Origin of the sequence: Saccharothrix sabaoui, from assembly GCF_051756985.1 — a bacterium.
Lineage (GTDB): Bacteria > Actinomycetota > Actinomycetes > Mycobacteriales > Pseudonocardiaceae > Actinosynnema.
Map to the genome: position 1 here is coordinate 26,621 of NZ_JBPKJK010000013.1, position 26,495 is coordinate 53,115.

Genomic DNA, 26,495 nt, shown 5'->3' on the forward strand with positions numbered 1-26,495 from the left:
TCACGCGTCGACGCCGAGCCCGCCGACGGCGCTTTCGCACGCGACCACCGGACCGGTGATCCCCGCGGGGATCAATTCGGGTCCAGCGGGAGAAGCGCCACTATCCGGGTGCCACGGGAAGACGACTCGATGGTGAACGTTCCGCCGAGATCCTCGCAGCGTTTGCGCATCGAAGCCAGTCCGATCCCCGGGTTGTGCCCCTCGGGAATGCCGCAACCGTCGTCCGCCACGGTCAACCGCAGATCGGGCGTGCGCTCCAGCCGAATCAGGCACAAACCCGCTTTCGCGTGCTTGGCCACGTTGGTGAGCGCTTCGCTGATGATCCGGTACGCCGCCGACTGCACCCGCGACTCGATCCCGTCCAGCGGGTCGTCCGCGCTCACCCGCACCGCGAAGTGGTGCCCGAACCGCCGCGCCTGCCGCTCCACCGCGCGCAGCAGCCCCAGCCGCAGCTCCACCGGGTCGGCCTTGCGCATCAGGTTGCGCACCTCCTCGCCCAGCGTCCGCAGGTCGGACACCACCACCCCCAGTTGCCGCCGCGCCGCCGGCACCGCGTCGCCGACCATCGTGCGCGCCGCCTCCACCTGCATCCGGATGCCCGCCACCGCCGGCCCCACCGTGTCGTGCAGGTCGTCGCCGATGCGCCGCAGCTCCTCCTCCTGCTCCCGCTCGAACCGGTCGTTGGCCTGCGCCAGCGCCTGCGCCAACCGCGCCGCGTCCGCCACCGGCGCGACCTGCCTGGCCAGGTCGTCGAGCAGCCGCACGTCCCGCTGCGAGAACCCCTCCTCCGGCGCGCGGGCCTCCACCACCAGCTCGCCGACCCGCTCGCCGCCGTGCACCAGCCACACCCGCCGCCGCGGCCGCTCCCGCGACGTGCCGTGCGTCGCCAACGGCCGCTCCCGGCCGCCGTCGTTGATCAGCACCGCCACGTACGGCGCCCGCAACGCCTCCCCGACCGACCGCGCCACCTCGGCGAACAGCTCGTCCGGGTGCACGTGGTGCTCCAGCCGCCGCCCCAGCTCGGTCAGCGCCCGGTACGGGTCGGCCCGGTCCCCGTACAGCCAGTGGTCCAGCCGCCGCCGCAGCAGCCGGTGCAGCGGGGCCAACGCCGTCACCACCGCCACCGTGCCCACCACCGCCGCCTGCGCGGGCACCAGCGCCGTCGCGGCCAGCACCACCACCGCGTAGGCGCCGTAGAGGATCAGCACCAGCAGCCCGTACAGCAGGGTGCGGTGGATGATCAGGTCGATGTCGTACAGCCCGTAGCGCAGGATCGCGACCAGCATCGCCGCCGGGAACGCCGCCGCGACCACCAGCCACGCCCCCCACGCGGCCCCCGCCTCCAGCTCGACCGCCAACGCCCCGATACCCACCGCCGTGCCCACCGCGGCCCAGCGCAGCAGCCGCCGCTCCGCGTCGTCCCGGGCCCGTCGCCGGCGCACCACCAGCGACACCAGCCCGGCGAGCAGCGCCACCGCGAAGCACGCGAACCCGGCCAGCGCCAACGAGATCGGCACACCCCGCCGCGACGTGCTGTGCGCGACGCTGTCCCAGAACGAGGTCGGGATGCCCCACAGCGACCACCCGATCCCGACCGACGGCAGCACCACCCCGAGCCCGGCGACCACCAGCACCGGCCACCACCGCCGCGACGGCAACCGCCCGTTGGGGAACAGCACCAGCACCACGGGCAGCAGCGAGTACCCGGGCCACCACACCCAGTTGCCCAGCCACAGCGCCCACCCCTGCCACGCCCACCCGACCACCCCCTCCCCGCCGGTGACCTCCCCGCCGGTGCGGTCCCCGCCGGTGCCGTCCCCACCGGTGTCGTCCCCACCGAGCGCCCAGTCCCCGCCGAGCGCCCCGTTCCCGACCGCACCGCTGCCGATGGCCAGGGCGCCGGCGAACCCCATCGCGAGCACGACCCACCCCACCGCGTTGCGCGGCGCGTGCGAGACCACCCGCACCCCCAACAGGCAGCACGACACCGCCACGAACCAGTTCCGCGGGTGAGACCCCTCGAGACCACCCACCCGCCACTGCCCGATGGCGGCGACCACCAGGCACGCCGCCGCCACCCCCACGACGAGGCGCGACCACACCACCGCACCCCCGACCCCACCCGCTGCCGCCGAAGAACCCCGTGACACGAGCACTTCCCCCTTGGACCAGTGCGGTCGCCGGCGACAGCCGACGGTCAGGACGTCCCGTGCAACCAGTGCCAGAAGTTGTGGCAGGGCGACCCCTCATCAGCCACCCCGGCCACCCCGGCCGCTCCAACCACCCCGCCCCACTCGGCACCGCCCAGCTCGGCAGCACCCAGCTCGGCAGCACCCCGCTCGACCCCGCCCAGGTCCCGGACGCCCCGGCTCACCACCCCCTCCGCGTCGATGGTGACCACCATCCCGACCCCGTCCCCGTCAGCCACGATCCCGACCCGACGCCCACCCCGCCCGCCGCCGGCCCGCTCACCACCGCCGGCCCGCTCACCACCGCCGGCCCGCTCACCACCGCCGGCCCGCTCACCGCCAACCCCGCCGCCGTTCCCGCCGGCACCGCCGTTCCCGCCGTCACCACCCGCCGCCGCCCCGGCCGCCATGGCTGCCGGGGTCGCCCCGTGCGCATCCCCGTGCGCGTCCCCGTCCCCCTGCTCCCGGAGCGCGTCCTCCATCGTCACCAGGTCGGGCAACAACCCCTCGCCGACGACCTTCCCGTACACCTTCTCGAACCGCCGGAGCGCCTCCACGACCCGATCCAGCGCCACGACCGGAGCGGCGTGCGGCCCGTGGAAGTGCACAGCACCCGCCGTCGAGGACGCCGCGTACCGCACGAACACCTCGTACCAGCGCGCCAGGTCACCGACCTCCGGGTACAACAGCCGCCCGCGATCTTCGGTTGGAGCCGACATCGATCACTCCCTCACGTGGTTCCGCATGTGCAGGACTTGACGGCCAAGCCTCCCGATCCCGTGTTCCCGGGAACCAGAGGTCGCCTTTCCCGGTTTGCCGGGCAGGGTCATGCGGCGCGGCAAGATCGCACGCGCACACCCGATTAAGCCGCCACGAGCGCGCGAAGTACCGTCACGCCCTTCGGAGCACGAAGACGCGGCCGTGTCGCGACGACTATTGGTCACCACCATCGCCCGGACTCGCGATGCCGGGATGGCCACATAATGGCGCGTGGTTTCACGAGTCGCAAGCGTGGTCGACACTTCTGTGCAGAAGTAGCCGCCCGACACCCGCGTCATTCCCCGCACAATTGCGGAGACCGGAGTAATGGCAGCTCAGGGCCTCGGAAAACCCTTTCACCGCCTGCGCAATATCACCGGAAAAGGAAGATCACAAGGTCATCCGACTCAAAGCGCAACGCCACCCGGCGGCCCGGCACCGCGCCCCACAACTCACTCCGCAGGTCACTCCGCAAGCGGCAGCCGAGCCTGAAAAACCGCACCCACTCTGCTGTCGTCCAGCCCGCTGCCACCCAGCCCGCTGCCACCCACCGCGCCGCCGGCCGTGCCGGTGGCCCGGGGGTCCAGGCACAGCAGCTCGCCGCCGTGTGCGCGCACCACGCCGCGAGCGATCGACAGGCCCAGGCCCGAGCCGCCCGAGCGCCGGTCCCGCGCCTCGTCCAGCCGCACCAGCCGGTCGAAGATGCGATCGCGGTCCAGCGGACCCACGCCCGGCCCGTCGTCGGACACGGTCAGCACCGCGCAGCCGCCCTCCCGCGACACCCTCAGCCGGACCCGCCCGCCCGGACCGGTGGCCTGCCGGGCGTTGTCGGCGAGGTTGGCGAGCACCTGCGCCAACCTCTGCGGATCGCCGGACACGTGCGCCGACCCGCCCTCCGCCGCGATGTCGAAGTCCGGTGCGAGCAGCCTGGTCCGCCCCACCTCGGCCTCGGCCAGGGCGAGCAGGTCCACCCGTTCGCGGTGCAGCTCCAGGCCCGCGTCGATGTGCGCCAGCGCCAGCAGGTCGTCGACCAGCCGCCCGGCCTGCCGCGACTCGCGCACCAGCAGCAGGTTCAGCCGTTCCCGCTCCTCGGCGCTGCCGGTCTGCATCAACGCCTCGGCCACCGCCTGCACCCCGGCGACGGGGGTCCGCAGTTCGTGCGCCGCGTCCGCCACGAACCGCTTCATCCGCTCCTCCGACCCCTCCAACGAGTCGAGCATGTCGTCGAACGCCGCCGCCGTCCGCCCCAGCTCGGTGTCCGCCCGGGTCGGGTTCAGCCGGTACCCGCGGTGGCCGCGCGCGATCGACCTGGCCAACGTCGTCATCGCGTCCAGCGGTGCCAGCGCCCGCCGCACCACCAGCGCCATCGCCAACGCCGTCACCGCCAGGGCCCCGACCCCGACCAGCAGCAGCAACCGCCGCAGCCGCGCCTGCGCCGCCGTGATCACCGACGACTCGGCGTACAGCGTGATCGTCGAGCCGTCCGCCAGCTCCCGGCTGACCGAGTTCGCCACCTCCTCGCCGGGCACGTGCCCGAACGTCGTCCCGTCCGGCATGACCAGCCGGACCTCCACGCCCCGGCCCTCCAGCCGGTCCACCAACCTGCTCCCGCGCACCCGCTGCTTCACCAACTGCTGGGCGAGCCGGGACCTCTCCAGCAGCGCGGTCTCCACGTCCCGCTGGGACTGGGCCGCGAACAACCCGTCCACCACCAGCACCACCCCGAGCAGCACCGCCCCGAGCACGCCGATCGCGGACAGCGTCACCCGGCGGCGCAGCGAGACGGTCCGCAGGCTCACGCCTCGTCCGCCCGCAGCACGTACCCGAGCCCGCGCACCGTGTGCAGGAGCCGGGGCCCGTGCTCCTCCAACTTCCGGCGCAGCGCGCTCACGTGCACCTCGACCAGGTTGGGGTCGTAGTCCTCGTACCCCCACACCGCCGTGAGGATCTGCGTCTTGCCCACCACCCGCCCGCGCTGGGCGGCCAGGTAGCGCAGCAGCCGCAGCTCGGTGGCGGTCAGCTCGACCGGCGCGTGCCCGCGCAGCACGACCGCCGAGTCCGCGTCCACCACCAGGTCGCCGATCTGCACCGTCGACGGCGTCCGACCCAGCCGCCGCAGCACCGCGCTGACCCGCGCCACCAGCTCCGCCAGCACGAACGGCTTCACCACGTAGTCGTCCGCGCCCCGGTCCAGCCCGCGCAGCCGGTCGCTCACCCCGTCCCGGGCGGTCAGCATCACGACCCCGGCCCCGCTGGTCCGCCGGATCACGTCCAGCAGCGTGAAGCCGTCACGGCCCGGCAGCATCACGTCGAGCACCACCAGGTCGGGCCGGAAGCGGCTCAGCTCGACCTCCAGGTCGCGCCCGTCCGGTCGGACCTGCACCTGGTAGCCCGCGTCCCGCAGGGCGGAGCCCACCGCGGCCCCGATCGCCTCCGCGTCCTCGATCACCAGCACCCTGGCAGCAGTCGACACGGTGCCATTCTGCGTCCTGACCGGCCCCGCGGCGGTGAGGTCGCCGGGAGGGACCCGCCGGCCACCCGGGCGGAAGGTGGCGGAGGGGGCAGGGGGAGAGCGGCGGGCGCGGGAGCGGCAGCAAGGGAAGCGGTGGGCGGTCCGCGCGGGGCGGCGGGGGCGGCGTTCGGGGTCGGGTGCATGGGTACAGTGTCGAACGGGTGTTCGACGGTGCGCAAGATCACGATGGGGTGAAGCGCGGTGGGCGGGAACGGCCGTCGTCCCTCACGACAACGCACCGCCCCGTCTGCGACCATCCACCCGTGCCGGTTCCGCGAAACCCCGCCAGGTGGGCGCTGGTCCTGCTGCTCGCGGGGCTGGCGGCCGTCGCGGCGGCGGTCGCGCTGTGGTGGCCTCACCCGTCCGAGGGAGCGGAACGCGCGGAGGCCACCGTCACGGCCCCCGCGTCCTGCGGCGGCGGCGGTGACGCCTACGACCGCGTGGAGCTCAAGATCGGCGACCAGGTCCGCACCGCCAGGCTCGACGGCTGCGGCCACTCGCGGGACGAGAGGGTCGAGGTGGTCGTCCCGGCCGACACGGCGGGCGACTTCCTGGTCCAGGCCGCCGCCAGCGCCCCCGCCGGCCTGCCCTTCGCGAACCGGCTGACGGCCCTGCTGCTGTGCCTGAGCGGTCTCGCCGGCGGGCTGTACGCGCACCTGCTGACCGGGCGGCCTCAGCCGACGGCCGCCGCCGGGGCCGCGTAGGTGTTGCACGACGCCGTCGTGCCCGAGCTGAACCCGTCGGACGCCCACTCGGCCTGGTTGTCGGGGTTGCCGTGGGCGTTCTTCTCCGGCGACTCCTCGACCGCGTACCCGAAGTCCTCCGCGGCCTCCGCGGCCAGCCCCGGCCCGATCGCCGCGGACGCCGCGCCCAGGAACAGCCCGGCGAAGCAGTTCGCCTGGAGCTCGATCCGCCGCGACATCTCCAGCCCGGCCGGCGTCTCCTCGCCCGCGTCGACGATCTTGCCGTCCGCGGCGCGCAGGATCCCGCTCAGCGCCTGCACGTGGTGCCCGTACTCGTGCGCCAACGTGGCCAGGTGCGAGCTGGGCCGCTCACCGCCGCCGTTGTCGCGCAGCCGCTGCGTCGGCATGTAGATCGTCCTGTTGCGACCGCAGTAGTACGCCACGGCCTCGCTCTGCGCGGGCGCCGCGCCGCACGGCCCCTCGGCCAGGTCCGGCGAGGTGTCCAGCGCGGGCGGGTCGAACGGCAGGTTCGCCTGCTCCAGCACGGGCCGCCACGCCTCGTCGAGGCACCGGACGCCCGCCTCGTAGTACGCGGACAGCTCGCGGTCCGACACCCCGAACCCCGGCAGCGGGCAGGCCACGGCGGGCAGCGGCACGGGCGTGACCAGCAACGGGTGGTCGGCCAGCCGGTGGACGGCGCGCGGCCGAGGGGCCTCCGTCGCCGTGCTCTGGGACACCTGGGCGCCGGGCACCGCCACCGCGCGCCCCGCGACCCGCCACGACGACTCGACCTGCGTCACCGCACCCAGGCCCAGCACCGACAACACGATCAACGAGAACACGCCGATGAGCACGATCGGGTTGTTCTTGGGCTCCTCGGGTGGATGCACGATCCTCCAGTCGGGTCAGCTCACCTCGGCTGCACTGGCCACCCAAGTGTTGCACGCGCTCGTTTCGTTGTTCTTGAAGCCGTGGTTCACCCACGCCGCGTTCCGCTCGGGCGCGCCGTGGTCCCGCGTGGGGTAGATCGGGTAGTCGCCGCGGTTGCCCGCGTCGGTCAGCGCCACCTGGATGACGTCGGCGGGCACCGCCCCGTGCGACAGCGGTGCCAGCGTCATCCCGCCGAAGCAGGTGGCCTGGAGCTCCTTGCGCCGGTTCAGGTCGAGGCCCTCGGGCGTGTCCCAGCCGCCCTTCTCGTACTGGGCCTGGCTGGAGGCGCGCAGGACGCCGGACAGCCACTGGACGTGGTGGCCGTACTCGTGGGCGAGCTGCCCGAGGTACTTGCCGGGGTGGTTGGGGTTCGCCGCGCCCTGCTCGTTGGCGTAGTGGCCCGGCGTCCAGTAGATCGTGCCGTCGCAGTACAGGGCGGTGCGGTCGGGGCCCATCGAGCCGCACGTCGTGGTGACCTGCGAGGTCACCATGACCAGCTCGACGGGCTGGTAGGGCAGGTTGGCCTTCTCGAACGACGGCTTCCACATCGCCTCGATGCACGGCAGCGCGGCGCGCAGGAACTGGTCCTGGCCGGGCGCCGAGTAGTCCATGCCGGGCAGCGGGCAGCCGTCGATGTTGAACGCGCCGAGGCCCGCGGCGTGGATCGGGTTGTCACCGAGCGCGATCACGGCCTTCGGGCCGGCCTGGGACGTGCTGGTCGACGTGGTCCGCGGGCTGCTGGGCCCGCTGCTGGCCGCCGCCTCCTCGGTCGTGGTGGTCGTCGGCTCGGCCGAGTAGCTGTAGCTGGAGTACCCGGAGTAACCGGAGTCGCTCGCCCGGCCCGGGTCGCGGGTCGCGGCGACGATCCCGATCGTCGCGATGGCGAGCACCACGAACCCGATCATCACCAGGGCCGCCACGGGGCCCTTGTTCTTCCGCCGCGGCGCCGGCGGGTACGGCAGCGGCGGCGGACCCCACCCCGGCGGCCCGGCGGGGGGCGGGCCCCACGGCGCGGCGGCGGGCGGGGGCATCACGGGCGCCTGCTGCGGCCAGGGCTGCTGCAGGTGCGGCGGCTGGTGCGGCGGCTGGGACTGCGGCCACGGCTGCTGCTGGGGCGGGGGCTGCTGCGGAGGCGGCTGGGGGACCGGCCACTGACGCGTCGCCGGGGGCTGCCGGGGGTCCAGCGGCGCGGCTGCCGGGGGCGGCCCGACCGGCCGTGGCGGCGGCCGGCCACCCGGCGGTGGTGGTTGCGTCATCGCTGGTGGTCCCCCATGTCGCGGATGCCCGAATCAGCACTGGAGCTTAGGGGAACTCCGCTATTCTCCGCGGCCGTGTTGAAAAACTGGGGAGCGGCCGCGAGCTGCGTGATCGCGCTGTGCACGGGCACCGGCGCCGCGGTCGCGCAGCCGAGCGCACCGGCCGGTCTGCCCGGGACGGTCAACGCCGACGTGCGGCTGAAGCTGGAGCGCGACGGTCGGCTGACCGTGACCGAGGTGGTCACCGTCCCCGAGGGCGGGACCGCGACCAGGCGGGTGCCGCTGCGCATCCCGGTCGGTGACGGCCGCGAGCGCGTGTACGGGGTCGCCGGCGCGTCCGTCGAAGGTGGGGGCACCGTCCAAGCATCGGCCGAGGAGCTGACGATCGCACTGCGGGCGGGCACGTCGACCGTCGCGTACGAGGTCGTCGGGGCGGTCGCGAAGATCGGCGACACGCTGGAGCTGCGCTGGCAGCCGGCGAGCGGCTGGGACGCGGCACTCGATTCGGTGAAGGTCTCCGTGATCACGCCGGACGCGCCGCGCTCGGTGAACTGCCTGGCCGGCCAACCGGGCACGTCGACCCCCTGCACGACCGCCGACCTGGGCGACGGGCGCGGCGTGCGCACGACCGAGATCGGCCTGGCCGCCGGCGAGCGCGTCGACGTGGCGGTGGGCCTCCAGGACGGCGCCGCGCCGCCCAACGCGCGGGTGGAGGAGACGTCGCGGTGGGCGACGGCGTTCGCGCTGACCCCGGCGACCGGCGCGGGCCTGGTCGGGCTGGTCCTGCTGCTGCTCGGCGGCGTGGCGCTCCTCTGGTACCTGCGCGGTCGCGACGCGCGGGCGATGGCGGCCGACGTCGGGCCGGTGGACGTGCTGGTCGCCGACGGCGCGGGGCGGGTGGCGTTCGCCTCGCCCGACGGCGTGCTGCCCGGCCAGGTCGGCACGGTGGTCGACGAGCACGTGGACGTGGTCGACGTGACCGCCACGATCGTGGACCTCGCCGTGCGCAACTACCTGTGGATCGAGGAGGTCGGCGGGCTGGACTGGCGGTTCGTCCGGCGCAACCCGGCCGACCCGTCGCTGTCCGGCTACGAGCGCGCGGTGTACGAGGCGCTGCTGCCGGACGGGGTCGACGCCGTGCTGCTGTCCGAGCTGCGGGGCAGGCGGATCGACCTGTCCCGCGTGCGCGACGCGCTGTACGCCGACGTGGTGGCGAAGAACTGGTTCGCGCGGCGGCCGGACGCCGAGCGCAGCCTGTGGTGGTGGGTCGGGATCGGCGTGGCCGCGCTCGGCGCGGTGCTGACGGTGGTGCTGGTGCTGGTCGGCGCGGCGGCGCTGTTCGGGCTGGTCGTCGTGGTCGCGGGCGTGGCGCTGGCGCTCGGCGCGCGGTTCATGCCGGCCCGGACCAGGCGGGGCAGCGCGCTGCTGGAGCACGTGCGCGGGCTGCGCGGGTACCTGCACACGGCGGACCCGGGCGACATCCCGGCCCCGGACCGGGAGATGGTCTTCTCGCGGTCGCTGCCGTACGCGGTGGTGCTGGGGGAGACGGAGCGGTGGCTGGCGACGTTCGCCGGCGCCCGGCCGGGGCTGTACTGGTTCGGCGAGGCGGAGCCGGGCGGGTTCGCCGACCGGTTCCCGGCGTTCCTGGGGGCCGTCGACGGCGTGCTGGCGCAGGCGGGGCACCTCCGCTCACTGCGGGGCTGACAGCGGTAGGGCCGACAGCGGTAGGGCTGACAGCGGTAGGGCTGATCGCCGCAGGGCCGACCGCCGCACAAGCGAGCATCACCCGAAAGTGATCTTGACCCTCGTCGAACAACCGTTCGACAATGGAGCCATCCCGGACCACGACCCCGCGGGCGGCTGGCGAGAGGTTCCCGGGCTGTTGTGCCGAATCCACCCCGGTGTCCCTCCGCGCGGGCTCCACCGGGTGGGTGGCCAATCGAGACGGGCAGTGGTCCGGGTCCGCACCCGGTGCCCGTCCAGGTGCTCCCGCGTCGTCCGGCCGGTCCCATCCCGGCCGTTCACAGTGGGCGTAGCGAGATGTCGCAGCTGCCGGGTGACCTTCAAGCCCGGTGGTGGTGCGAACCCGTAGGCTGCGTCCATGGCGCTACCCGAACTGCACAGGTTCACGCTCCCCAACGGCCTGCGGGTGGTGTTCGCACCCGACCCCAGCGCCCCGGTCGTCGGGGTGAGCGTGCACTACGACGTGGGCTTCCGCTCAGAGCCCGAGGGGCGGACGGGGTTCGCCCACCTCTTCGAGCACCTCATGTTCCAGGGCAGCGAGAGCCTGGAGAAGCTCGCGCACTTCCGGCACGTGCAGTCCTCGGGCGGCACGTTCAACGGTTCCACGCACCCCGACTACACCGACTACTACCAGGTGCTGCCGTCGGCGGCCCTGGAGCGGGCCCTCTTCCTCGAAGCCGACCGCATGCGGGCGCCGAAGCTCACCGAGGAGAACCTGCGCAACCAGATCGACGTGGTGAAGGAGGAGATCCGACTCAACGTCCTGAACCGACCCTACGGCGGGTTCCCCTGGATCCTCCTGCCACCGGTCCTGTTCCAGACCTTCCCGAACGCGCACAACGGCTACGGCGACTTCACCGACCTGGAGAACGCCACCGTGGACGACTGCGCCGCGTTCTTCGACACCTACTACGCGCCGGGCAACGCCGTGCTGACGGTGGCGGGCGACTTCGACGTGGAGACGGCGAAGGCGCTCGTCGAGAAGCACTTCGGTGACGTGCCCGCCCGTCCGGTGCCGGTCCGGCCGTCCTTCGCCGAGGCCGCCCCGAAGGGCGAGCTGCGCGCCGAGCACACCGACCAGCACGCGCCGATGCCCGCGATCGCCCTGGGCTACCGCATCCCGGACCCGGTCAACGACGTGACGGGCTACCTCACGTACCTGGTCCTGGCGGGGGTGCTGACCGACGGCGACGGCTCGCGGCTCCAGCAGCGGCTGGTGCACCGCGACGCGAGCGTGGTGGACGTCGGCGCCGGGTGCGGTCTGTTCGGGCCGCTGGAGGCGCGCGACCCCGACACGTTCAGCATCACCGCGATCCACACGCCGGAGGTCACCTCCGCCGAGGTCATCGCGGCGGTGGACGAGGAGTTGCAGCGCCTGGCCGACGAAGGTCCGTCGACGCAGGAGCTGGCCAAGGTCACCGCCCGCTGGGTGTCGACCATGCACCGCGAGCACGACAGGCTGACCAGCCGGACCCTCGGGCTCGGGTCGGCCGAGCTGCTGTTCGGGCGGGCCGAGCTGCTGTACGAGCTGCCGGACAAGCTGGCGGGCATCACCACCGACGAGGTCGCCGCGGCGGCCAAGGCGCTGCGCCCGGACTCGCGCGCCGTCCTGATCCTCAACCCGGCCAACGGAGGTAACGAGTGAGCGCCCCGACCAAGCACCGCAGCGCCGAGGAGATCGGCCGTACGGAGCTCGGGCCTCGACCGTTCCCGGAGCTGGGCGAGCAGCGGGCGACCGCGGACCTGGACAAGGTCGACACGACGCTGGCCAACGGCCTGCGGGTGATCGCGGTGCGCCGGTCGTCGGTGCCGCTGGTCGAGCTGCGGGTGCGCATCCCGTTCGCCGACCCGGCGACGTCCAGTGCCGGGTCGGCGCACGCGGCGCGGGCCGAGGTGCTGGCGAACACGGTGCTGACCGGCACCGCGACGCGCAGCCGGGTCGACGTGGACACCGAGCTGGCGCTGGTCGGCGGCGAGCTGGACGCGGTGGTGGACCCGGAGCGGCTGGCGTTCTCCGGCAACGCGCTGGTGTCCGGCCTCGACACGCTGCTGGACGTGCTGCGCGACGCGCTGACCGGCGCGACCTACCCGAACGAGGAGGTCGAGCGGGAGCGGGCGCGGCTCGTGGAGCGCATCCGGCTGGCGCGGTCGCAGCCGAACGTGATCGCGCGGGAGGCGTTGCAGCGCCACCTGTACGGCGACCACCCGTACGCCAAGGAGATGCCCGAGGCGGACGAGGTCGCCGAGGTCACCCGGGACGACGTGAAGGCGCTGCACGAGGCGGCCGTGCTGCCGCGCGGCTCGGTGCTGGTCGTCGTCGGCGACCTGGCGCCGGACGCGGCGGTGCGGGCGGTCGAGGGCGCGCTGGGCGGGTGGACCGGCGAGGGCACCGCGGTGTCGCTGTCGCCGCTGCCGGTGGTGCACGGCGGCGACGTGGTGCTGGTGCACCGGCCGGGCGCGGTGCAGTCGCAGATCCGGCTGGCCGGGCGCGGCCTGGAGCGGACCGACGAGCGGTACCCGGCGTTGCAGCTGGCGAACCTGGTCTACGGCGGGTTCTTCTCGTCGCGGCTGGTGGAGAACATCCGCGAGGACAAGGGCTACACCTACAGCGCGCGGTCGCACCCGGAGTTCACGCCGGGCGGGGCGACGCTGATGGTCGACGCCGACACGGCGAGCGAGGTGACGGCGGCGGCGCTGCTGGAGACCCGCTACGAGCTGGCCAAGCTGGGGCTCGTGCCGCCGACGGAGTCCGAGGTGGACACGGCGCGCCGGTACGCCGTCGGGTCGCTGCTGACGGCGACGTCGTCGCAGGGCGGGCTGGCGTCGTTCCTGGTGAACCTCGCCGGGCTGGGCCTGGGCGTCGAGTGGTTCACCGGGCACCCGGAGCGGCTGGCGGCGGTCACCGTGGAGCAGGTCGCCGAGGCGGCCCTGGAGTTCTTCGCGCCGACCGCGTTCACCGGTGTGCTGGTGGGCGACGCGGACCTGCTGGCCCCGCAGCTGCGGGCGTTGGGCGGTGTGAGCCTGCCGTGAGTTTCGAGCTGGTTGACCTGCCGGCCCTGTCGCGCTTCACCGTGGATCGGCGGGAGCCGTTGCGCGGGGACGCGGAGCGCATCGCCCAGCTGTGGCCGAAGGCGCGGGTCCTCGTCGTGGACGCGCACGGGCGGACGCGGGTGGCCGACCGGGGGACCCGCCTGGTCGACCACCCCGCCACGGACTTCGGCGACGGCCCGCCGGACACGGCCGTGCTGCTCGGCGAGCAGGACGGGGTGGCGTACTGGGCGGTTCCGCTGACCGAGGACGAGACGGACGTGGCGGCGCCGGCGGGGCGGGTGTGGGCCCGGCCCGAGCTGACCGACGAGCCGCAGTGGCTGGACCTGCGGGCCGTCGGCGCGCTGCTCGACGACACGGGCGCGGGGCTGTTCACGTCGGCGGTGGCGCTGTTCCAGTGGCACCGGACGGCGCGGTTCTGCGCGGCGTGCGGCGGGCGGACGGAGCCGGTGAAGTCGGGCTGGGCACGGGTGTGCGGGCAGTGCGGTCGCGAGGAGTACCCGCGCACCGACGCCGCCGTGATCTGCCTGGTGCACGACGGCGCGGACCGGGTGCTGCTGGCGCGCGGCGCGGGCTGGCCCGAGGGGCGGTACTCGGTGCTGGCCGGGTTCGTCGAGGCGGGCGAGTCGCTGGAGGCGTGCGTGGCGCGGGAGATCGAGGAGGAGGTGGGTGTCCGGGTCGGCGGCATCCGCTACCTCGGCAGCCAGCCGTGGCCGTTCCCGAGGTCGCTGATGGTGGGCTTCGAGGCGGTGGCCGACCCGGCGGAGCCGCTGCGGTTGGCGGACGGCGAGATCGCCCAGGCGAGGTGGGTGACCCGGGCGGACGTGCGGCGGGCGATCGAGGAGCCGGGCAGCGTGCCGGACCTGCTGCTGGCGCCGGGCGCGTCGATCGCGTTCCGGATGATCCAGTCGTGGGCCGCTGTCGGCGGGTGACGGGCCCCGGCCGCGTAGGGGGCCGGTGTCGTCGCGTTCGGTGAGCGCGGCGGCACCGGCCCTCGGCGCGTCGGGGGGAAACTCCGGGGGCGCGCGCGGCGAAGCGGGCACCGCGGGGTGCGTCAACGGCTAACGTCGGGGGTCCGTCGTGCGACCTCGTGGGAGCCGCGGTCCACCTCGTCGATGGGAGCCCCGTGCACCGCAAGCTGACCGTGCGGGACCTGCGCGCCGGCAACCGGGCGCGGGTGCTGCGGGCGCTGTACTTCGACCGGCCGCGCAGCCGGCAGGAGCTGGCGGGCATCACCGGGTTGAGCCAGGCGTCGGTGAGCAACGTCGTCGGCGAGCTGGTCTCCGAGGGGCTGGTCGTGGAGGCGGGGCAGGTCGAGTCGGACGGCGGCCGGCCGCGGGTGCTGCTGCGGGTGAACCCGGCGTTCGCCGCGGTGGTCGGTGTGGACGTGGGCGAGACGCACGTGCTGGTCGAGGTGTTCGACCTGACGCTGCGGCGGCTCGCCGAGGCGACGCTGCCGATGGAGCCGGACGCCTACTCGGTGGACGAGGTGGCGCGCCGGGTGCTCGACGGGCTCGACCGGTGCCTGCGGGAGAGCGGGGTCGGGGACGTGCTCGGCGTGGGCATCGGCGTGCCCGGCGCGGTCGAGCGGGGGCTGGTGTACGCGCAGACCGTCGGGTGGCGCGGGGTGGCGCTGGAGCGGTTGCTGCGCGGCGGCACCGACCTGCCGCTGTTCCTGGACAACGGGGCGAACACGCTGGGGCAGGCCGAGGTCTGGTTCGGCGCGGGGCGCGGCACGGACGACGCGGTGATCGCGCTCATCGGGTCGGGTGTCGGGGCGAGCGTGATCGCGGGCGGCGTGCTGTACCGGGGGTCGTCGGGCGGCGCGGGCGAGTGGGGGCACACGACCGTGGCGCTGGACGGCAGGCCGTGCCGGTGCGGCGCCCTGGGGTGCCTGGAGGCGTACATCGGCGCGCAGGGCGTCGTCGACCGCTACCGCGCGGTGCGGCCGGACGTCCCCGCCCAGCAGGAGGCGGCGCTGGCGGCGCTGGTGGCGGACCGCTCGCCGGGCGCGGCGGGCGTGCTCGCCGAGACCGCCCGGTACGCGGGGCTGGGCATCGCGAACCTGATCAACCTGTTCAACCCCTCCCGGGTGATCGTCGGCGGGTGGGCGGGCCTGCTGCTGGGGGCGCGGGTCCTCGACGACGTGCGCGCGGAGGCCGCCCGCCACGCCCTGCACCGGCCGTTCGAGCAGGCGTCGATCAGCCTGTGCGAGCTGGGGCCGGAGTCGGTCGCGCTCGGCGCGGCGACGCTGCCGGTGGCCGAGTTCCTGGCGGCGGGCGGCGTGCGCCGGAAGACCGCGCGCGCCGCCACCGGGAGCGCTGGGGCAGCCGGAACTGCCGGAGTCGCCGGGGCAGCCGGAGCTGCCGGGGTGGAGCGGCCCGCGTTCCGCTGACGGCACCGGGGCGACCCCGCTCCGGCACACGGCCGCGCGGCCACGTAGCTAAGCGGCTACGCGGCCGGGCGGGCAGGCGGCCGGGCAGCCGGACAGTCAGGTGGGTGGGCGGCTACGCGGGTGGTGTCCGGCCGTCAGGGGTCGACGCGGTCCAGGGCGGCGCCGTCCCAGGTGGTGCGGGTGCACGCGACGCCGCGGCCGTTCTTCGGGCGCAGCACGTCGTAGATGTGCATGCGCGGGATCTTGTCGGACACGCCCCAGCCGCTGGGCCAGGTGATGACCCAGTCCATGTCGAGGTCGACGAGGAGGCCGAGCATGCGGGCGATGGTGGGGTCGTCGAGGCGCTCGAACGCCTCGTCGAGGAGCACCAGGCGCAGCGGGGAGAAGTCGCCGCTCACCGCGTCGTAGAACGAGGCCGCGGCGGCGAACAGGGTGACGTAGGAGATCAGGCGGGTCTCGCCGGACGAGAGCTGCTTGAGCCTGCGTTCGCGGGGCCCCCCGTCGGGGCCGGTGTCGGCGACGGTGACCGTGAACTGGTGCCACGTCCGGTAGTCGAGGGCGCGGGACAGGACCTCGGCGTAGCCGCCGGTGTGGCTGTCGCGCTCGGCCTCGATGCGTTCGGTGAAGACGCGGCGCAGGGTGGCGTCCTGCTCGGGGTCGCGTTCCGCGTAGGGGAGGCGGACCAGGGCGAGGGCGTCGCGGGTCTGCTCGTCGAGCGCCGCCGAGTGCTTCCAGGTGAGCTTGACGTGCACGCCCTGGCTGGAGCGGGCGCGGTCGAGGACGGCGTTCATGCGCTTGCACAGGTCCTCGGCGACGGCGACCTGGCCGCGCAGCCACTCGGCGAGGTCGCGGATCAGGTAGTCGGCGAAGATCCGCTGGTACTGGCCGTCGAGGTAGCCGCGCTGCTCGCCCAGCCTGGCGGTGACCCGGCGGGCGGCGGTGGCGACCGGGCGCGCGCCGTCCTCGCCGGAGACCAGGACGGTGAGCAGGCCCGCGTGCTGGTCGGTGGTGATGTCGTGGCTGCCCGCGAGGGACGTCTGCAACGCCTGGAGCCGGGTGATCACGGTGGTCTCGCTCGCGGCGCGGCGGTCGGTCCCGGCCTGGGCGGGGTCGGCGAGGGCGGCGCGGACGGAGGTGACGTCGGCGGGCACGTCGGGCAGCGCGGCGGCGAGCACGCCGGGGGCGTTGATCGTCGCCTTGAGGTGTTCCGCGGCGTTGACCAGGGTGTTCTTGGCGGCGGCGAGCTGTTCGGCGGCGGTGTCGAGCTGGGCGGTGAGGGTGGCGGCGCGTTCGCGGGCGGTCGCGACGTCCTCGCGGACCCGCTTCAGCTCGTCGCGCGTGTCCCGCCGCGAGCGCTCCAGCTGCGCGAGCTGCTCGGCGACCTCGCGGGCCTCGCCGCCGATCGCCTCGGTCAGCTCGGCCAGCGTCGACGCCTGGGTCGCGTAGTCGAGGCACCGGGCCTCGGCGTCGGCCTCGGCGGCGACCCGGTCGTCGACGGCGGCGCGGTAGCGGTGGTTCGCGTCGGTCAGGTCGGCCACCGTGCCCGCGCACTGGCGGCGCAGCACGTCGCCCAGGCGGTCGGCGGTGCGCTGGGCCTCGGCGGCGGCGTGTTGGGCGTCGCGGAGGCCGTCGGTGGTCGCGGGGAGGCCGGCGTCGCCCGCCTGGCGGACGATCGCCGCGTGCGCGGCCTCGGTGCGGGCGCGCGTGGCCGCCAGGTCGTCGCGCAGCCGCTCCGCCCGGGCGGTCGCGCGGTCGGCCGATTCCTGGGCGGCCTGGAGCCTGCCGTGGCGGGCCACGAGTTCGCGGTCGGTCGGGAAGGCGGCGACGTGCCGTTCCCACCGCCCGACCAGGTCGTGCGCGGCGGCGAGTTCGGTCTCGGCGTCGCCGAGGGCGGCGCGCAGGTCGCCCAGCTCGTCCTCCAGCTCGACGACGCGCCTGCGGCGGGCGGCCTCGCGGGCGCCGGCGCCGATGAACTCGGCCGCTTCCTTGCGCCACCCGCCGTGCAGGACGCCCGCCCGCCACCGGCCGTCGACGCCGACCGCGAGCTGGCCGGAGCCGAGCTGGCCGGGGTCGAGCTGGCCGGGGGCCGGGGAGCCGGGGGTGAGCGGTACGGACGCCAGCAGGTCGGCGACCACGTCGGCGGGGACGGGCGAGCCGGGTTCGACGGCGGGCACCAGGACGTCGGCCAGGGTCGGGCCGGCGGCCGGCTCTCCCGGCACGGCGTGCGTGCCGAGCACCTCGCGCGGTTCCGGGGCGACCCGGGCGTCGAGGAGGCCGGAGGCTTCCAGGGCCGCTTCCAGCCCAGCGCGGGCGGGGGCGTCGAGGGTGTCGGCGAAGTCGACCAGGCGGTGGAACGGCGTGCCCGCCGCCGGGTCGTCGTCAACGGCGTCGCGGCGGTCGGGGGACGGCCGGTGGGTGGTGCCCGCGCGCAGCGCCGCCAGTTCGGCGTCGCGCTCGTCGATGGTGGCGGCGATGCGCGCCCTGCGGTCCGCCGCCGCGTGGGCCGCGGTCCTGGCCTCGGTCACCAGGGGGGCCACCCAGTCGCGGGCGCTGGTGGTGAGGGCCCGGGCCGCCGCCGGGTCGACCGTCGTCGGGAGGGGGAGGGGCGTCTCGGGCGCCCGGGTCGCCAGGGGACCCGAGGTGCGCCAGCCGTCCACTTCGGACAGCCACTCCCGGCCCACCTCGGCCAGCCCGACGGCCTCCTGGTCGCGCTGGGCGCCCGCGTCGACCGCGGCCCGGCGGGCGTCGTCCTCGGTCTGCCCGAGGGCGTCGAGGTCGCGCTGGGTCTTGTCGAGCTCCGCCGCCCGGGTGACCAGGGCCAGCGCCAGCGCGCCGCGGCGGCGCGCCTCGGAGGCGATCTCGGACGCGCGGGCGGCCACCGGCTCCAGGGCCAGGTCGGTCGACGGCGGCGGCACGCGGCGGTCCACGGGGAGCGGTTCGGCCTCGGGGTCCGGCTTGGCCCGCACGGACTCCGAGCGCACGGTGGCCTCCACCGCGGGCGGTCGGGGCACGTCGGGCACCGGGACGTCCTCCAGGCCGGCCGCGCGGAGGTGGCGGCGCAGGGGCTCGACCAGCTCCTCGGCCGCGCCGAGGTCCTCGGCCAGGCGGCGCAGCAGGCGCAGCACGCCGTCGACCGCGCCGTCCTCCTGGGCGCGCTGCTTGTTCGCCACGTCCAGCGCGGCCACCGCCGACGAGCGCTTCTCCGCCACGAGCTTCTCGCGCGTCTGGAGGTCCTGGAGGTCGCGGAACGCGGGCAGCTCCTTGAGCGCGCCGATGGTGTCCTCGGCCTGCTGCTCGCCGGCCTCCAGCGCGCCCAGCGACTGCTCGGCGGCGGCGCGCTCGGCGAGGGCGGTCTCCAGGGACGCCGACAGCCTCGCCGACGACCGCTCCTGCTTCCGCACGCCCTCCTCGGCCGCGCCGAGCCGGTCGGCCGCCGCGCGCACCCCGCCGAACGCGTAGTCGGAGTACGTCTTGAGGAACGTGCCCAGCGCGGCGTCGGCCGAGGTCAGGCGGGTGATGTTGGACCGGATCGACTCCAGGTCGTCGAACGACGTGGCCAGCTGCTCGACCATCGCCTGGTCGAGCGGCGGCAGGGCGTCGGACAGGATCTGCTCCAGCTGCCCCTCCAGGACCTTCAGGCCCACGTCGGGGTTGCGCAGCGTCCGCTGGAGGTGCAGCAGGTCGCCGTAGCGTGGCGCGGGCACGCCGTACACGGTCTCGGCGACCTTCGCCCGGAACGCCGCCTCCTCCAGCACGCAGTCCGCGCCGATCGCGTCACGCAGCTGCGCCGGTCCCAGCGGGGTGTCGTCGGGGCCGACGAGCGCGAGGTCGTGGCCGACGCGCGCGGGCGTGATGAAGCGCCACGAGTCGGTGATGGCCTGCGACGTCTTGGACGCCTTCACGCCGACACCGCACGTCAGGTGCTCGCCGTCGCGCTCCAGCTCGACCCACGCGTAGCCGACGCGGTGGGGTCCGCCGCTGTAGTCGTCGAGCATGAGCCGGCGCAGCGACACGGTGTCGAAGCCCTTGGAGCCGACCTGGCGCAGGTCGCCGTCGAGGCACAGCGGCAGCAGCAGCTCCAGGGTGCGCGACTTGCCGGACCCGTTGGTGCCCTGGAAGATCGCGCGCCCCCCGGAGAAGTCGAACACCTGCCGGGTGTACTGCCAGATGTTGACGATGCCGCCCCTGTGCAGCCGCCACCTAGTCACGCGCTCTCCTCGTCGAACAGCGACCAGCTCTCCACGGCGGGTGCCGGTCGCTCGGTCTCGCGGTCACGTTCCGGGTCCCCGTCGGGCACCGGGACCCACCGGTGCGCGACGGGGTTGACGAGCCAGCCGTCGTCGGACAGCACGGCCAGCCCGGTGCGGCGCAGCAGTTCGAGCACCTCGTCGACGAGCCGGTCGAGGTCGTCGGTGAACTGCTTGGACCACGCCGCCGGGTAGTCCTCGACGAGCCGCCCGCACACCTCGCGCAGGTCCTCCACGACGACGGCGTGCCGCCCGTCGGCGCGGGGTTCGGACGCCAGCAGCCCGGGCAGCGCGAGCAGCGCGATCCGGGCGGCGGTGGACGTGCCGGGGAAGTACAGGTCGGTCAGGTAGTCCTCGGGGTCGGCGGCGAGCACGCCCTCCGCGCGGCACTCGGTGTGCAGGCCGAACGACGCCTCCAGCAGCGCGGTCTCCTTGCGCTGGTTGCGGCGCAGCCAGTCGGCCTGCTCGGGCGGCAGGTCGGCGTAGAGGACGACGGGGTTCTCCACGAGCTTGCGCCGCACGGTGTGCTCGACGCCGCGCGGTCCGGGTCGGGCGGCGAGCGCGACCAGCCGCTCGGGCGAGGTCGCCTCGGCCACCGGCCCGGTGAGCAGCTGGCCGAGCAGGTCGGTGTCGACGGTGATCAGCGCCTCGGTGTGCACGTCCACCGTGCCCTCGGTCTCGTGCAGCACGCCGAGGGACACGAGGTGGCGCAGCGCCGCGGTCAGCGCCCGCCGGTCGACGACGTCGTCGACGACCTCGATGCCGGCCTCGGCGGCGGCGGCGCGGATGTCGGCGACGAGCCGCGACAGCAGCGCCTGGCGGCCGGTGCCGGTGAGCACGGCGAGGGTCAGCGCGACGTAGGCGTAGCCGCGCGGGGACAGGCCGGGCACGCCGCGCGAGTCGTCGGGGCCGGGACCGGTCTTGTGGAGCCGGGCGAACCGCCGTTCGACGACGAGCCGGTAGCCCAGGACGCGGGCGAACAGGTCCTGGAGCGGGGCGCGGTGCCGGTAGACGAGGGTCAGCAGCTCGCCCTCGGGGCCGTCGGCGCGCAGCAGGGGCCGCCGCAGCAGGGTGCGGGCGCAGCGCACGACGGCGGCGGCGTCGATCTCGGAGAGGTCGTCGAGCATCAGTCGAGCACCAGCGCGGTGTCGTGCAGGGTGAGCGTGCCCGCGGTGGACGTGATCCGCGCGGACCTGCCCTCGGCGGGGGCGACGGTGACCTTCAGGCCGCGCACGGGGTCGGTCGCCGAACCGGCGTCGTCGGCGCCGTCGCGCTGCGCCATGGCCAGGGTGAGCAGCTCGCACAGCACGCCCAGCGCCCCGCCGGACAGGGTGGTGGTGGCGAGGCGGGGCGCGGCGGCGGACAGCTCGGCCACGGACGCGGCCCGGCGCTCGTCGGCCTCCCGGGCCTCGGCCAGCAGCGACTGCTCGGTCATCGGGTCGTCCAGGATCCTGGACGCCTTGCCGCGCGCGGCCCGGTCGCCGCGGCTGCGCACGCTCACCGGCACGTCCACCGCGGGGCCGTCGCGCCACGGCGTCCGCTCGTTGTCGCGGTCGTGCTCGGGGGACGGCGACACGTGCCGCGCCGAGTGCAGCCCGAACGCCGCCGCGTACAGCTCGTGGCCGCGCGAGCGGGACCCGGTGTCGAACCACAGGGCCAGCTTGAGCAGCTCGGCGCGCCTGCTCGGCAGCAGGCCGCCGCCGGAGGTGGCGCGCTTCACGCTCGCCAGCAGCGACCCGATCGCCCGCGCGGTGGCCTCGCGCAGCGCCGTGACCTGGCTGGGCCGGCCGGGCCGGTCGACGAACCAGTCGGTCAGCTCCCGCCAGTCCTCGGCGGACCGGCCGCGCGCCCGTTCGACGCGGTCGCCCAGCTCGGAGGCGCCCAGCAGGCGCAGCAGCTCGGGGCGCGCGGCGTCGAGGCGGCGGAGGGCGTCGGCGATGGCGGGGGTGTGCCGCAGCACGTCCTCCACGACGCGCTGGATGTACTCGACGAGGAGGTCGCGGAACCCGGAGATCTCCTCGGGCGCGAGGTGGTGCCGCGTCACGACCTGCCCCAGGTAGGCGTAGAAGTCGCGGACGGTGGCCGCCAGCTCGGCGTGCTGGAGGAACAGCGTGGTCACCTGCTCGGCCAGCGCCTCGCGCGGTCGCCGCGCCCCGGTGGCCGCCGCCTCGGACAGGGTCTGCCCGAGCTGCCGCAGGCCGCGCTCGACGGCGGGCAGCAGCTCGCGGGACACCTCCCGCGCGCCCTCCGGCACGCGCAGCAGCTCGTCCACGTCGCGCTGCACGCGCACGGCGAGCTTGCCGACCTGGTAGCGGACGCTGCCGTGCTGGAACTCGGCGATGCTGGAGGCCACCACCTCGCGGCGGCCCTGCACCAGGTTGCCCCAGCCGACGAGCTGCTTGAGCCGGGTGATGACGTTCTCGATGCGCGACTCGCCGGGGTCGACCCGGCCCTCCCGCTCGGCGCCGGCCAGCGCCCCGGCGACCTCGCCCGCGGACAGGTCGGCGAGCAGGGTCGAGGTGAACAGCCGCATGATCGCCAGGTAGGTGCGCTGGTGGTCGCGCGCGTCCAGGTAGGCGTAGAGCTTCAGGCGGTCCGGTTCCACGGTGGGCAACCCTAATGCGGACGGCCGACAGCCAGTCGGCACCTGGCGACTCGGCGCGGGTGGGCGCGGGTTACGGTGCCCCCTGTGAGTCTGGGGCGTGCGGTGGGGTTGTTGCTGGGTGTGGCCGCGGACGCGGTCCTCGGCGATCCCAGGGGGTATCACCCGGTAGCGGGATTCGGGCGCGCGGCGGCGGCGCTGGAGCGCACGTCGTACCGCGACCACCGGGCGGCGGGCGCGGCGCACACCGCGGCACTGGTCGGCGGCACGGTCCTGGCCGGGGTCGCGGTCGAGCGGCTGGCCGGGCGCGGCGAGGTCGTGCGGGCGCTGACCACGGCCGTCGCCACGTGGGCGGTGCTCGGCGGGTCGTCGCTGGCCGGCGAGGGCACCGCGATGGGCCGCGAGCTGGACGCCGGGGACCTGGAGGCGGCCCGTCGCCGGCTGCCCAACCTGTGCGGGCGCGAACCGCACCGGCTCGACACGTTCGGCCTGGCCAAGGCGACCGTGGAGTCCGTGGCGGAGAACACGTCCGACGCGGTCGTGGCCCCGCTGTTCTGGGGCGCGGTCGCGGGCGTGCCGGGCCTGCTCGGCTACCGCGCGGTGAACACGCTCGACGCGATGATCGGCCACCGCAACCCGCGCTACCTGCGGTTCGGCTGGGCCGCGGCCCGGTTGGACGACGTGGCGAACCTGCTGCCGTCGAGGCTGGCCGCGCTGCTCACGGCGGCGGGCGCGCCGGTCGTCGGCGGGTCGGCGGGCGAGGCGTGGCGGACGTGGCGGCGGGACGCCTCGGCGCACCCGAGCCCCAACGCGGGCCAGGTCGAGGCGGCGTTCGCGGGTGCCCTGGAGATCCGGCTGGGCGGTCGCACGGTGTACGCGCACGGCGCGGAGGACCGCCCGGTGCTGGGGCACGGCCGCAGCCCGGACGCGGGGCACGTGACGCGGGCGGTGGAGCTGTCGCGGGTGGTCGGCGCGTCGGCGGCGGCCGTGACCGCGCTCATCGCGCTCGCGCGGCCTCGTCTTCGTCCTCGGCGAGCATCTCGGCGACGGACTTCCGCCTGACCCGCGTCCGCGTCCCGGCGTCGGCGGGGTGCCCGCCCCGCGCGAGCGCGCCGCCGGGCCGGACCTCGCGGACCGTGAAGTACAGCCAGCCGCCCAGCGCCATCGCGCCGAACGCGATCCACTGGAGCGCGTAGGAGAAGAACGGGCCGGCGTCGAGCTTCGGCAGCGGCAGCGCCTCCTCGACGCCCGGCTGGCCCTCGGTGAGCTGGAAGTAGCCGGGCCGGATGGACAGGCCGGCCGCGCGGCCCACCACGTCGGGGTTGATCGCGTACACCTGCCGGTGGCCGTCCTGCTCGAACGCGTCGCGGTCGTCGTTCTCGCCGACCCGGGTCCACGCGGTCACCGTCACCTCGCCGGTGGGCACGGGGTCGAGGTCGGGCACCCTGACCCCGCTCACCGGCCGCACGTACCCGCGGTCGACCAGCACCACCACGCCGTTGTCCAGCTCGAACGGGGTGAGCACCTCGAACGCGGCCTCGCCCTGCACGGTCCGCAGCCGCGCCACCGCCTGCCCCTCGGGCAGGTAGCGGCCGGTGAGCGTGACGCGCCGCCACTCCATGTCGGCGTTGGACCGGTCGAGCAGGCCGGTGAGGGGCACCGGGTCGGTGCGCACGGACGAGGTGACCGCGTCGTTCTGCGCCTGCCGCTCGTCGTCCCGGCTGAACTGCCAGGGCGCGAGCAGCGCGAAGCACGCGCCCGCGAACACCCAGACGGCCAGCGTCAACGCGAGCCAGCCGGGCCGCAACAGGAAGCTCAACCGCACGTCACCACGGTAATCCCTACGCCGGTGTGACCTGCACCCGGTCGAACCGGGCGGTGAACCCTGGCCCGTCCGGGGCCGCCGCCATCACCCCGGCCAGGGCTTCCGCGCCGGGCGGGAAGTACGCCAGGCGCAGCAGCGCGGTCGGTTCGGCGTCGCCGGTCCCGTAGCGCAGCGTGACCGCGTCGCCCTCGCGGGTCGCGGTGATGACGACCCGGTCGACCCGGCCGACGCCCACCACCGACCAGTCGGAGAAGTCCCTGGTCACGACGGTGCTGATCTGGAACTCGCCGTCGACCAGCTCGACGCCCGCCTTGATCCAGTTCCGGTCGTCGAGGTGCAGCGCGATGCCCGCCTGGTCGTACTGGGCGGCGTACTCGCCGGTGAACGAGGCGGTGACGGTGAGGTCGCCGGCCAGCGGCACGCCGAGGACGTGCGCGGAGTCGCGGTCGTAGCCGTAGTGGGTGGTGCGCCACAGGTCGGTGCCCGGGTCGGCGGTGACGGTCAGGACGTCGTCCCGGTGGTCCCAGGAGCGGGGCTCGTTGAGCCACCGCCAGTCGTCACGGCCGAAGAGTGTGATCCCCATCGCACCATCATGTCAGCGCGCGGGCCACCGAGAGGGCCTGTCGCGCGTACTCGCGGCCGAACAGCGCCGCGTGCACGAGCAGCGGGAACAGCTGGTGCAGCGGAACGCGGTCGCGCCGGCCGGGTTCCAGCGGGCTGACCTCGTGGTACGCGGCGAGCACGCGGTCGAGGTGGGGGCAGCCGAACAGGTCGAGCATCGCGAGGTCGGTCTCCCGGTGGCCGCCGTGCGCGGCCGGGTCGATCAGCCACGCCCGGCCGTCGGCGGCCCAGTGCGCGTTGCCGCCCCACAGGTCGCCGTGCAGCCGGGCCGGCGCCCGCCCGAAGTCCTCGGCCGCGCCCGGCGAGGGGCGGCCCGGTTCGACCCGGTCCACGCACAGCCGGCGGTCGTGGCCGCGCACGCCCGGGACCGGCGGCCCGTCGGGTTCGGCGAGCCACGCCAGGGAGGCGGCCTCGGCGAGCGCGGCGCCCGGGACGTCGTGGCGCTTGACGACCACCCGGCCGCCGTCGGCGAGGCCCACCTCCCACACCGCGCCCGCGATCCGCCGCGCCCCGGCGGCGGGCACGCCGGTGAGCCGGGCCGCGGCGCCGGCGGGCGTCACAGGTTCTCGCGGGTCCAGGCCAGCAGGCCGGGCACGGCGGCCTCCACCATGTCGATCACCCGGCCGAAGCCCTCCTCGTCGCCGTAGTACGGGTCGGGCACGTCCACGCCGTCCGCGTCCGGGTCGAACGAGCGCAGCAGCCGCACCCGGTCCGGGTCGTCGACCAGCCGGCGCAGCGCGCGGGCGTGCCCGGAGTCCAGGGCGACCAGCAGGTCCGCGCCCAGGTGGTCCTCGTCGACCTGCGCGGCGCTGTGCCCGGTGGGGTAGCCGCGGTCGGCCAGCGACCTGGCCGCGCGCGGGTCGGCCGGGTCGCCCGCGTGCCAGCCGCCGGTGCCCGCGCTGGTCACCTCCACGAGGTCACCCAGGCCGGCCCGGCTCAGGTGCTCGCGGAATATGATCGCGGCCACGGGGGAACGGCAGATGTTGCCGGTGCAGATGAAGGCGATCGTCAAGGGCACGGCAGGTCAGTCTGCCAGGGGTTGGGCGCTCCGGGTGAGGGCGCTGGACGCGGTGCCCGGCGCGCACGACCATCGAACGTGACCGGCTCTCGTTGGGGGTCCGATGTCAGGGGTCGTGGTCGGTGTCGTCGTGCTGCTCGCCGTCGCGGTGGTGGTGGCGGTAACCGTCGTGCTGCGGCGGCGCTCGTGGCCCGCGACGCCCGCGTTCGCCCGCCCCCGGCCGGTGCACTCGCCCGGCGGCCCGACCGCCGACCCCAACGCCGGATTCTTCACCGACCGGGGTTTCCTCTTCCGGAAAAGGCATTTCTTCGTCGGCACGGGATGCCCGCCGGTGCTGGTGACCGATTTTCCGTCACTCGACGTGTCGCAGCGGGAACAGCCCGTGCGCATTGCCCGGCAGGGCATTCGCGTGTGGTGGTGGTTCGAGGGCGAGTTCTACCGCGAGGCGGCCGGCCTGGGCGCGGACGACGTGCTCGCGTGGGTTCGTGAGCGGGAACGACGGCAACGGGCCAGGCAGGAGCGGGCGCGGTTGCTGTCCGCCGCGGAGGAGAGCCTGCGAAAGCGCGACAACGGGTAACGAACGAGCGGGGAATTCCGACGCCAATCCCGTAGGGAATCTCGGGGGAAGGAACGCGAATGACTCGCACATGTGTGGTGCGCCGGGTCC

Annotated in this window: 21 protein-coding genes; 8 read left to right on the forward strand and 13 right to left on the reverse strand. The window is 75.0% G+C overall.

Going from position 1 to position 26,495, the window contains the following annotated elements; genetic code table 11:
• Positions 1 to 71 precede the first annotated feature (71 nt).
• From ACR807_RS06310 to ACR807_RS06325, 4 genes are all read right to left on the reverse strand, one after another.
• Complete coding sequence (locus tag ACR807_RS06310) at positions 72 to 2,105, reverse strand: sensor histidine kinase (protein ID WP_438920256.1); 2,034 nt, start codon at positions 2,103 to 2,105, stop codon at positions 72 to 74.
• A 92-nt stretch (positions 2,106 to 2,197) separates the two neighbouring features.
• Positions 2,198 to 2,908 carry a hypothetical protein gene (locus ACR807_RS06315; protein WP_438920257.1) on the reverse strand — a complete coding sequence of 237 codons (711 nt, stop codon included), beginning with the start codon at positions 2,906 to 2,908 and terminating at the stop codon, positions 2,198 to 2,200.
• A gap of 504 nt (positions 2,909 to 3,412) precedes the next feature.
• Complete coding sequence (locus tag ACR807_RS06320) at positions 3,413 to 4,747, reverse strand: sensor histidine kinase (RefSeq protein ID WP_438920258.1); 1,335 nt, start codon at positions 4,745 to 4,747, stop codon at positions 3,413 to 3,415.
• On the reverse strand, positions 4,744 to 5,421 hold the full coding sequence (locus tag ACR807_RS06325) for a response regulator transcription factor (RefSeq protein ID WP_438920259.1): 678 nt from the start codon (positions 5,419 to 5,421) through the stop codon (positions 4,744 to 4,746). The genes ACR807_RS06320 and ACR807_RS06325 overlap by 4 nt, the downstream gene beginning before the upstream one ends.
• 302 nt (positions 5,422 to 5,723) lie before the next feature.
• On the opposite strand from ACR807_RS06325, the gene ACR807_RS06330 reads away from it, so the two are divergent.
• On the forward strand, positions 5,724 to 6,164 hold the full coding sequence (locus ACR807_RS06330; RefSeq protein WP_438920260.1) for a hypothetical protein: 441 nt from the start codon (positions 5,724 to 5,726) through the stop codon (positions 6,162 to 6,164).
• Here ACR807_RS06330 and ACR807_RS06335 read toward each other — a convergent pair.
• Together ACR807_RS06335 and ACR807_RS06340 are read right to left on the reverse strand one after the other, a co-directional pair.
• A complete protein-coding gene (locus tag ACR807_RS06335) occupies positions 6,134 to 7,033 on the reverse strand; it encodes a neutral zinc metallopeptidase (RefSeq protein WP_438920261.1) in 900 nt (299 codons plus the stop codon). The genes ACR807_RS06330 and ACR807_RS06335 overlap by 31 nt on opposite strands.
• Before the next feature lie 15 nt (positions 7,034 to 7,048).
• The gene (locus ACR807_RS06340) at positions 7,049 to 7,993 is read right to left on the reverse strand and encodes a neutral zinc metallopeptidase (RefSeq protein ID WP_438920262.1); all 945 of its coding nucleotides are present in this window, start codon (positions 7,991 to 7,993) and stop codon (positions 7,049 to 7,051) included.
• Positions 7,994 to 8,404: 411 nt separating this feature from the next.
• Between ACR807_RS06340 and ACR807_RS06345 the strand changes: the two genes are divergently transcribed.
• From ACR807_RS06345 to ACR807_RS06365, 5 genes are all read left to right on the forward strand, one after another.
• A complete protein-coding gene (locus tag ACR807_RS06345) occupies positions 8,405 to 10,033 on the forward strand; it encodes a DUF2207 domain-containing protein (RefSeq protein ID WP_438920263.1) in 1,629 nt (542 codons plus the stop codon).
• Positions 10,034 to 10,430: 397 nt separating this feature from the next.
• Entirely contained in the window at positions 10,431 to 11,717 is a 1,287-nt protein-coding gene (locus ACR807_RS06350) for a M16 family metallopeptidase (protein ID WP_438920264.1), read from the forward strand.
• Entirely contained in the window at positions 11,714 to 13,102 is a 1,389-nt protein-coding gene (locus ACR807_RS06355; protein ID WP_438920265.1) for a M16 family metallopeptidase, read from the forward strand. The genes ACR807_RS06350 and ACR807_RS06355 overlap by 4 nt, the downstream gene beginning before the upstream one ends.
• Positions 13,099 to 14,052, forward strand: coding sequence for an NAD(+) diphosphatase (nudC, locus tag ACR807_RS06360; protein ID WP_438920266.1), 954 nt, complete (start codon positions 13,099 to 13,101; stop codon positions 14,050 to 14,052). Before ACR807_RS06355 ends, nudC begins: the two co-directional genes overlap by 4 nt.
• 194 nt (positions 14,053 to 14,246) lie before the next feature.
• Entirely contained in the window at positions 14,247 to 15,515 is a 1,269-nt protein-coding gene (locus tag ACR807_RS06365) for an ROK family transcriptional regulator (RefSeq protein WP_438920267.1), read from the forward strand.
• 134 nt (positions 15,516 to 15,649) lie between these two features.
• Here the strand turns inward: ACR807_RS06365 and ACR807_RS06370 are convergent, their stop codons facing one another.
• Genes ACR807_RS06370 through ACR807_RS06380 form a run of 3 tightly spaced genes read right to left on the reverse strand, consistent with a single transcriptional unit; the run spans position 15,650 to position 22,367 of the window.
• The gene (locus tag ACR807_RS06370) at positions 15,650 to 19,723 is read right to left on the reverse strand and encodes a TIGR02680 family protein (RefSeq protein WP_438920268.1); all 4,074 of its coding nucleotides are present in this window, start codon (positions 19,721 to 19,723) and stop codon (positions 15,650 to 15,652) included.
• On the reverse strand, positions 19,720 to 20,889 hold the full coding sequence (locus ACR807_RS06375; protein WP_438920269.1) for a TIGR02678 family protein: 1,170 nt from the start codon (positions 20,887 to 20,889) through the stop codon (positions 19,720 to 19,722). Before ACR807_RS06375 ends, ACR807_RS06370 begins: the two co-directional genes overlap by 4 nt.
• Positions 20,889 to 22,367, reverse strand: coding sequence for a DUF2397 domain-containing protein (locus ACR807_RS06380; protein WP_438920270.1), 1,479 nt, complete (start codon positions 22,365 to 22,367; stop codon positions 20,889 to 20,891). The genes ACR807_RS06375 and ACR807_RS06380 overlap by 1 nt, the downstream gene beginning before the upstream one ends.
• An 84-nt stretch (positions 22,368 to 22,451) precedes the next feature.
• Here ACR807_RS06380 and ACR807_RS06385 point away from each other — a divergent pair, with 84 nt between their 5' ends.
• Positions 22,452 to 23,426 carry a cobalamin biosynthesis protein gene (locus tag ACR807_RS06385; RefSeq protein WP_438920271.1) on the forward strand — a complete coding sequence of 325 codons (975 nt, stop codon included), beginning with the start codon at positions 22,452 to 22,454 and terminating at the stop codon, positions 23,424 to 23,426.
• Here ACR807_RS06385 and ACR807_RS06390 read toward each other — a convergent pair.
• Genes ACR807_RS06390 through ACR807_RS06405 form a run of 4 tightly spaced genes read right to left on the reverse strand, consistent with a single transcriptional unit; the run spans position 23,362 to position 25,822 of the window.
• Positions 23,362 to 24,189 carry an SURF1 family cytochrome oxidase biogenesis protein gene (locus tag ACR807_RS06390; protein WP_438920272.1) on the reverse strand — a complete coding sequence of 276 codons (828 nt, stop codon included), beginning with the start codon at positions 24,187 to 24,189 and terminating at the stop codon, positions 23,362 to 23,364. The genes ACR807_RS06385 and ACR807_RS06390 overlap by 65 nt on opposite strands.
• Before the next feature lie 16 nt (positions 24,190 to 24,205).
• A complete protein-coding gene (locus tag ACR807_RS06395; protein ID WP_438920273.1) occupies positions 24,206 to 24,772 on the reverse strand; it encodes a DUF1349 domain-containing protein in 567 nt (188 codons plus the stop codon).
• Positions 24,773 to 24,779: 7 nt separating this feature from the next.
• Positions 24,780 to 25,370 (reverse strand): fructosamine kinase family protein, encoded by a 591-nt coding sequence (locus ACR807_RS06400; protein WP_438920274.1) that lies wholly within the window; start codon positions 25,368 to 25,370, stop codon positions 24,780 to 24,782.
• Positions 25,367 to 25,822, reverse strand: coding sequence for a low molecular weight protein-tyrosine-phosphatase (locus ACR807_RS06405; protein ID WP_438920310.1), 456 nt, complete (start codon positions 25,820 to 25,822; stop codon positions 25,367 to 25,369). Before ACR807_RS06405 ends, ACR807_RS06400 begins: the two co-directional genes overlap by 4 nt.
• 136 nt (positions 25,823 to 25,958) lie before the next feature.
• Here ACR807_RS06405 and ACR807_RS06410 point away from each other — a divergent pair, with 136 nt between their 5' ends.
• Positions 25,959 to 26,405, forward strand: coding sequence for a hypothetical protein (locus ACR807_RS06410; protein ID WP_438920275.1), 447 nt, complete (start codon positions 25,959 to 25,961; stop codon positions 26,403 to 26,405).
• Positions 26,406 to 26,495: the final 90 nt, after the last annotated feature.

Coding starts and splice junctions, on each gene's coding strand:
- ACR807_RS06375 (WP_438920269.1), bottom strand. CDS start 20,889: ATGCTCGACGACCTCTCCGAGATCGACGCCGCCGCCGTCGTGCGCTGC.
- ACR807_RS06395 (WP_438920273.1), bottom strand. CDS start 24,772: ATGGGGATCACACTCTTCGGCCGTGACGACTGGCGGTGGCTCAACGAG.
- ACR807_RS06315 (WP_438920257.1), bottom strand. CDS start 2,908: ATGTCGGCTCCAACCGAAGATCGCGGGCGGCTGTTGTACCCGGAGGTC.
- ACR807_RS06350 (WP_438920264.1), top strand. CDS start 10,431: ATGGCGCTACCCGAACTGCACAGGTTCACGCTCCCCAACGGCCTGCGG.